Raw genomic sequence first — 6632 nt, forward strand, 5'->3', positions numbered from 1 at the left:
GCTGGACTAAACAAAGGCCCCCTTTTAGGGGGCTCACACAAAGCCACCTTCTTTAGAAGGTGGTAATTTACTTGTAAAACATGCCTACTCAACCTACGCCCTAGAAAAGAAACACTCTAGAGGAGGTAGACATGATAGTAGATTAAGTGTTGTATAGAAAAACGGGGCACCATTGGTGCCCCGTTTTGACATGACTGAAGTGCGATATTACTTCTTGCGGCAGTATTCTGCGATCACGTACATCGACTGACCACCATTTGCCTTACCCGAAACTAGCTTTGGATCATCGCCAAGGCTAATACCACGAATCACTGTACCTTGTTTGATTACTTGGTTAGTGCCTTTTACTGGTAGGTCTTTAATTACTGTTACATCGTCACCTTTCTTAAGTTCAGTGCCGTTACAGTCAACCGTTTTATCGTCAGCAGACATCCCTTTCATTGCCCAGTTCATTTGCTCTTCTTCCATGTACATCATGTCAAGAGCATCTTGAGCCCAGCTTTCTGTGTTTAGGCGAGTGAGTTGGCGCCATGCAGTCACTTGTACAGCAGGAACCTGGCTCCACATGCTTTCGTTTAGACAACGCCAGTGGTTAATGTCTTTTGGCTCATCGATCTCACCCAGACACTTATCACAAACCATGATGGCAGTATCAACCGTCACATTACCGTGAGGTGGGACAGCGTATGCAGTTAGTTGAGATTCAGAAGAACACAGTTCACATTTTGACTCGCAGCGCGCAAGCAGAGTAGCTTCAATAGACATAAGGACTCACCTTAGTAATGTTATTTTGTGGCGGTATTATCCACTTTATCCTGAGAAATAAAAGGGTGTTAGCGAATTAAAGACTAGATTTTACAATACTCCAACCTGATTAAGGTGAAGATGTAAAATATTCGCTAAATAAATAATACGGAAGTATAAAAGACACTATTAATTGTTTTGGCTTATGAATTAGTTGTGTCAATCTCTACAACGATTACAAGCCTAAAAGAGGTAAATGTAGAGAGAGGGTGGCTAGAACATAGCCCTCTAATTTACAGAGGGCCTGTCGTTAACGTTCGACAATCTGGACAATTTGCTCTTTTGAAATACTCATTTCTTTACCATCCATGTCTTCATACTCGTACATACCCGTTTCCTCGTTCAGGTCTGGTTTACCGTAAGAGGTAATAATTTTCCCTTCATTTGTCGACATCAGATATTGGCTACTTCCGCATGCAGCAAGAAGTAATACAGTGGCAATAACAGTCAATACGCGCATAGAGTTTTCCTTTTAAACAAGTGAGTTAGGCAAAGACATCGTTTTAACTATAGCAGAGGAAATATGAGTGGGTTTGAATACAATTGAAATGAAAAAGCCCAGTAGAAACTGGGCTTTGGTAGGAAGGGCGTTACGATTACTTCAAAACAGAAGTGTTAGTGACACCTGTTAGTGTTTCATCCATCAAGAAGTCAGTGTTTTCCATCTGCATCTCTACATGATGATCAATATCAGACAGAGTGCCATTTGGCGAAGCAAAAGTACTGTGCGATGCAGTAGCATTAAACTGTACAAAGCTCGCAGTTGCATTCACAGTAGTGTCCGTACTGTTCACAGTCTTCAACCCTAGCTTATTAGCGAGCGGTTCAGTACCCGCGAATGGTGCATTTGGAACGCTGTTTGGTACTGTGCTATCGCCATCCACTTCTGTCATAAAGAATGGTGTCGTTAGCGAACCAGATGCCACTAAATCTGAAGCGTTTGTGAACGGATCGACAGTGTCTAGTGTAGTCTGTGCTGCATAGATAAATTGTGAAAAACCTGCTTCTAGCGCTGCTACTTGAGCTTCCGTTGCCGCAGCCTCAAATGCTTCGTAACATGTTTTATCTTCTAGATCCGCACATGATGCATCAGCGTAACTCGCATAGTCTTTAGATGCTGCATAAGCGAGGTTATGTTTGATCTGAGGGCCGTAATTGTCTGAACCCAGTAACAAATTACCAATTTGTCCACCAGAGTTCTGTACTGATGCAGAACTAAAGGTGTACAGTGCATCCGCAGTAGGGCTGCCCAATGTATTGTTTGCTGCTGCGACGGCAGATGTAGCGACAATACCGCCAAGTGAATGACCTAGCATTTTGACTTTTGAACCCGTCATTGGGTTGAAGCCTTGCAGAGGACCTCCAGCTAAAAGACCGCCTTGAGCAGATACTACCAAGCTAGCGCGCAAACCTAACACATCCAGAACACTTTGACGTAGGTTGTCACGCGCAACGGCTAAGTTGGAAAGATTTAGATAAGCCAGTACATTCGCATTTGCGGAACGTTGTTCATCTAAGCTGCGCGTACCATGAATAGGTAAGTCAATAGCGATAACTGCCACACCAGCTTTTACCATATTGAACGCGAACGCGTACGCATTCTCTTTTGCTGAGGTGATGCCGTGTTGATAAATCACAACGTCTGTCGCGACGCCAGATTTAGGTGTGAAGACCAGTACTTCGATATCTTCGACCGATTTCACTAAGGGAACAGGCGAGTAGCGAGTAATAATACGCTCACTATCAAGCTGGGTACCATCGGTAAGAGTAAGCTTAGCTCCAACAAGTTTTAGCTGCTCTGTAGGATCTGTAGCAAGCTTTGTCACATCAACAGGATCATTTGCAAAAACGCCTGTTGATAGCTGCTGAACCATGTTTGCTTGCTCGTTCGGATCCGCTAATGCTGCGCTTAGCTTCGCTAGGCTTGGCATCGCAGATACCATTGGTTGCATGTTCCAGCTTGCGCCTTTTTCCAGGTAATGAGGCAGTCTTACCACACCTTGTGTCACGCTCACATCGGCACCTGATTGCATGTAAAGGCCTTTAATTGCCGTTTTAGCTGCGTCTAGATCGCTAATGTATTTACTAAAGTCATCGTCAGAGTCTAGCGCAGTGCTAAAGTCTTGGGTTTCACCGAGCGTTATTGTGTAGGCCGTTGATAAGTCAACTGAACCTTCGTTTGAGTCATTTTTGTAAACGGTATTTAGTGTGTTTGCGCCGGTAGAAAAACCAGTAGCGGTTACTCCTTTGACTGCCGCTAACGTATCACCTACAGACTGGGTACTGAACCATGAGGAGTAAACGATGTCGTTAGGGTCAACTTGAGCTAAACCAAAAATGCCTTCAACCGCTTGTGTCACCGCTTGAACAGAAGCAAGAGCACCAGTTTCATAAACGATTTCTTTCGATTTACCTGTCGCGTAACTGGCTGATGTACCGATTGGCTCACCATTCACGTCAGTAACATCTTGTGTAACCGCAAAAATGTACTCGCTTGACTCATCAAGTGAAGCCAAGAACTGGATGTATAGAGAGTTACCTTTTGCTTGAACTACGTAGTCTTGGTTCTGAACGAGTACCTCTTCGATTGGGTTAGATTTACCGTCCCACTCGGTTAAGCGTTGGTTAATCTTGATGACTTTAACACCAGACGGCAACATGCCCGTTGCAAAACCGTCGCCGTTGAAGTTAAGAACGATTGGCATAGACGTTGACCATCCATCCATCGTATTCATCGAGGCTCTAGGGTTGGTTAAAGCATCATCGCCATCAGTTGGCAGACCAAGCGTACCATCGCTTGTGTCCATTAATAAGTAAGATGGTGCCGGTACATCTGCGTTCGCTCCTTGAAGCGTAAAACTGATGGATGTTTCGCGATCAAGCAATGCTTGCACTTCATCTTCAAATTGAACTTTGTCGGAAGTACCAGAGCTGGAAGTATCATCACCACAACCAGCAAGAAGGATTGCAGAACAAAGCATTGATAATTTAAACGTGTGTTTCATTGGTTTACTCCGTAATCCCATTATTTGAAGGTGTAGTTCATCTGTACCGCGCTGATGTAAGCAGTACCTTCTGAGTCAAACTTAATCTCTTCACCCAGAGCATTTGTCTCAGTGAAAGAGCCTGATTTACTCTTAACAAGTGCAAAGCCTGCATCGAAAGTTAAATTCTCATTCATTGCGTAAGTTAGGCCCGCGCTGTACCAAAAACGGTCACTGTCAGGGATACTCAATGTCGCTTCACCTGCTTGTTCGTCGTACGCAAAACCTGCACGGAATGTCCAATCCGCATTGAGGGTGTAAGTTGCACCAATAGAATAACGGTTGTTGTCTTCGTATTTCTCTGGTTTGTAGAAACATTGACCAGCAGTTCCATCATTACATTGAGGACTCGTCGCTTTCAGTTCTTTAAATGTGCTCCAATCGGTCTGTTGCCAGCCGTAATGTACTGCCCATTGTTCATTCAGTTGATGGAAAGCCGATAATTCGATAATTGAAGGGAGAGAGATTTTTAAACGGCCATCCACTTTTGGTGATGGAGCTCGGCCTGAGTCGTAACTACTAAACTCACCGTCGTCAAAATCTAGATCAACTTTAGAACGGTAACCAAAGCCAAAACGGTTGTTTTCATTTAGCTCGTACAAAGCGCCAATATTCCAACCCCAAGCAAAAGTTTCGCCTTCCATGCCGACAAGGTTATCGGACTTATTACCACCTAAAATACGGGCGAGTGCGCCTTTGTGGCGAGTCAGCTCTGCTTCAGCGTAAACTAGGTTGATACCACCACCGACACTGAAAGACTCGTTGATACGGTAAGCGACATTAGGGTTGATGTTTACTGAAAGTAGGGAAGTGTCACCCGCCATATCACCTGCGGAAATATCATTTGGATAGTCAGTGGCAACACCGTATGTTGTGAACATACCGATACCCCAAGCCCAGTTATCATTGATAGGGCTGATGTAATAACCTGCTGGCACGATCTGTAAAGGGGCGACATCTTTCGCGTGTTCATTGTTTACAGTGTCGTACACATCGACTTCAGGGTCGATGATAGATAACGCGCCCGAAAATTGAGCTTCTTTGAAAAGTGTCATTGCTGCAGGGTTACGGGCAAGGACGCTGGCATTATCTGCGACAGCCCCTTCACCTGAAAATGCTCGACCAAGACCAGATGCCGAATGTTCAGCTACCTGGAAGCCCGCTGAGTGGGCATTACACGCAAACAATATTGAAATTGTAAGCAGAGAGCAGTGCTTCTTGTTCATCCTTGACCCTCCTAGGGTGTCATAATGCTGGACCGAAGTCCTTGTAATTGTTGTGTGGTACTTACACCAATTGTTAATACGCGAAATACAACGGTGATGTAAATGTAATGTTAATTGTATGTTTAATAACTTGTCAAAGTTTGAGCGTATTTTGCGTTTTAAATATGATGCATAGGTCAAACGATGGCTTGTAAGGGCATGTATTATCGTTATATTTTTGAAGAGAATGGTACGACCAGAATTGTTTTGCGAGCTTTATAGTTAAATAACGATCAAATCAAGAGATAGCTCGCTTTGCTGTTTCTTCACTTCACAGGCATAATTCGCGCTCGCTATGTAGTTATTCAATAGACGCAATAGGAACCGCATTGGAATTACTGAATATTGAATTTTTAGGTCGTTCGCTAAGGCTCGAAGGATCGATGGCTGGGTGGCAGCAGTTATATTGGGATAATACGTTGGTGTCTCAAATCGATGCCAGTGACAATACCGCAGAGACTTGTCTACACCAGTTTAAGCTCTCTGCGGGTGAGGAAATCCTGAACTGTCATTTAGAGTGTTCTTTAACATGGCAACCGTTTGAATTGAGTTACAAGGTCACAATTAACGGTGAGCTCGTCAACGAAGGTTGTCGAAATGAAAAAGACATCGAGTGCCAAGTGCCAGAAGTTACGCCACCATCCGAAAAGCGTTTAAGTGTAATAGGCCTCGTATCTCTTGGGATGAAAGCACTTAAAAGTGCGAAAGTTATTAAAGTGGCGTTAGCGTCTGCAAGTCTCGCTGCATATTCTTGGCTATTTTCCATCGAGTTCGCGCTAGCGTTGATCGCTTGTTTGGTTTTTCATGAATATGGTCACATTAGAGCGATGAAGTATTTTGGAATGAAGACCAAAGGGATCTATTTGATTCCATTCCTAGGTGGTTTGGCGCTAAGTGACGAAAAGATAAACACGCGCTGGCAGGATGTGGTTATCTCAATCATGGGACCATTTTTCGGTTTAGTACTTAGTATTGTTTTTACTTTGCTTTATTGGATGACTGGTGAGGTGATCTTCGCTGGGCTTGCTGTGTTTAACGCCTTGCTAAACCTATTTAATCTGCTGCCTATTTTACCATTAGATGGTGGCCATGTGCTCAAAAGTATTACCTTCTCAATGAATACTTGGGTCGGGTTAGCTGGCAGTATTGCGACCGCTTTATTAGGCATTTTTATCAGTTACTATTTCGGTCTGACGTTGCTAGGGTTTTTATTGTTAATGGGAATGTTGGAAGTGGTGATGGAATGGAGAGCTCGACATCAAAGCCATTTATTGCCATTAACCCGTTATGGGCAACTATTTTCACTTGCTTGGTACTTGGTCTCTGTCGGAGGTTTTGTTTCTATCATCTGGTATTTTGCCACTCTCGGAGATAGGTTGTTAAGTTTGCCGCTACAGATATTGGGCACTTGATTAGAATCATTAAAAAGCTCCCTAGGGAGCTTTTTTATTTTCAGCCCTAAACCACCTACTTCAGTAGGTGGTTATCATCCGTTTCGGCTTTGCCTGTAAAACTACTC

The 6632-nt window shown here is 43.8% G+C and carries 5 protein-coding genes; 1 reads left to right on the top strand and 4 read right to left on the bottom strand.

Going from position 1 to position 6632, the window contains the following annotated elements; translation table 11 throughout:
* Window positions 1–207: 207 nt before the first annotated feature.
* The 4 genes from R7Q38_RS22505 to R7Q38_RS22520 all read right to left on the bottom strand — a co-directional run bounded on the left by R7Q38_RS22505 (window position 208) and on the right by R7Q38_RS22520 (window position 5074).
* The gene (locus R7Q38_RS22505; protein ID WP_005376350.1) at window positions 208–765 is read right to left on the bottom strand and encodes a PhnA domain-containing protein; all 558 of its coding nucleotides are present in this window, start codon (window positions 763–765) and stop codon (window positions 208–210) included.
* 289 nt (window positions 766–1054) lie between these two features.
* Window positions 1055–1264: a YgdI/YgdR family lipoprotein gene (locus tag R7Q38_RS22510; protein ID WP_005376349.1), complete on the bottom strand. Its 210-nt coding sequence runs from the start codon at window positions 1262–1264 to the stop codon at window positions 1055–1057.
* A gap of 136 nt (window positions 1265–1400) precedes the next feature.
* Entirely contained in the window at window positions 1401–3809 is a 2409-nt protein-coding gene (locus tag R7Q38_RS22515; RefSeq protein WP_222712567.1) for a VolA/Pla-1 family phospholipase, read from the bottom strand.
* A 20-nt stretch (window positions 3810–3829) separates the two neighbouring features.
* Complete coding sequence (locus R7Q38_RS22520) at window positions 3830–5074, bottom strand: outer membrane protein transport protein (protein ID WP_161442135.1); 1245 nt, start codon at window positions 5072–5074, stop codon at window positions 3830–3832.
* A 422-nt stretch (window positions 5075–5496) separates the two neighbouring features.
* Between R7Q38_RS22520 and R7Q38_RS22525 the strand changes: the two genes are divergently transcribed.
* The gene (locus R7Q38_RS22525) at window positions 5497–6525 is read left to right on the top strand and encodes a site-2 protease family protein (RefSeq protein ID WP_239939270.1); all 1029 of its coding nucleotides are present in this window, start codon (window positions 5497–5499) and stop codon (window positions 6523–6525) included.
* Window positions 6526–6632 lie beyond the last annotated feature (107 nt).

Source organism: Vibrio sp. Vb0598 (genome assembly GCF_033338935.1).
Classification (GTDB): Bacteria; Pseudomonadota; Gammaproteobacteria; order Enterobacterales; family Vibrionaceae; genus Vibrio; species Vibrio alginolyticus.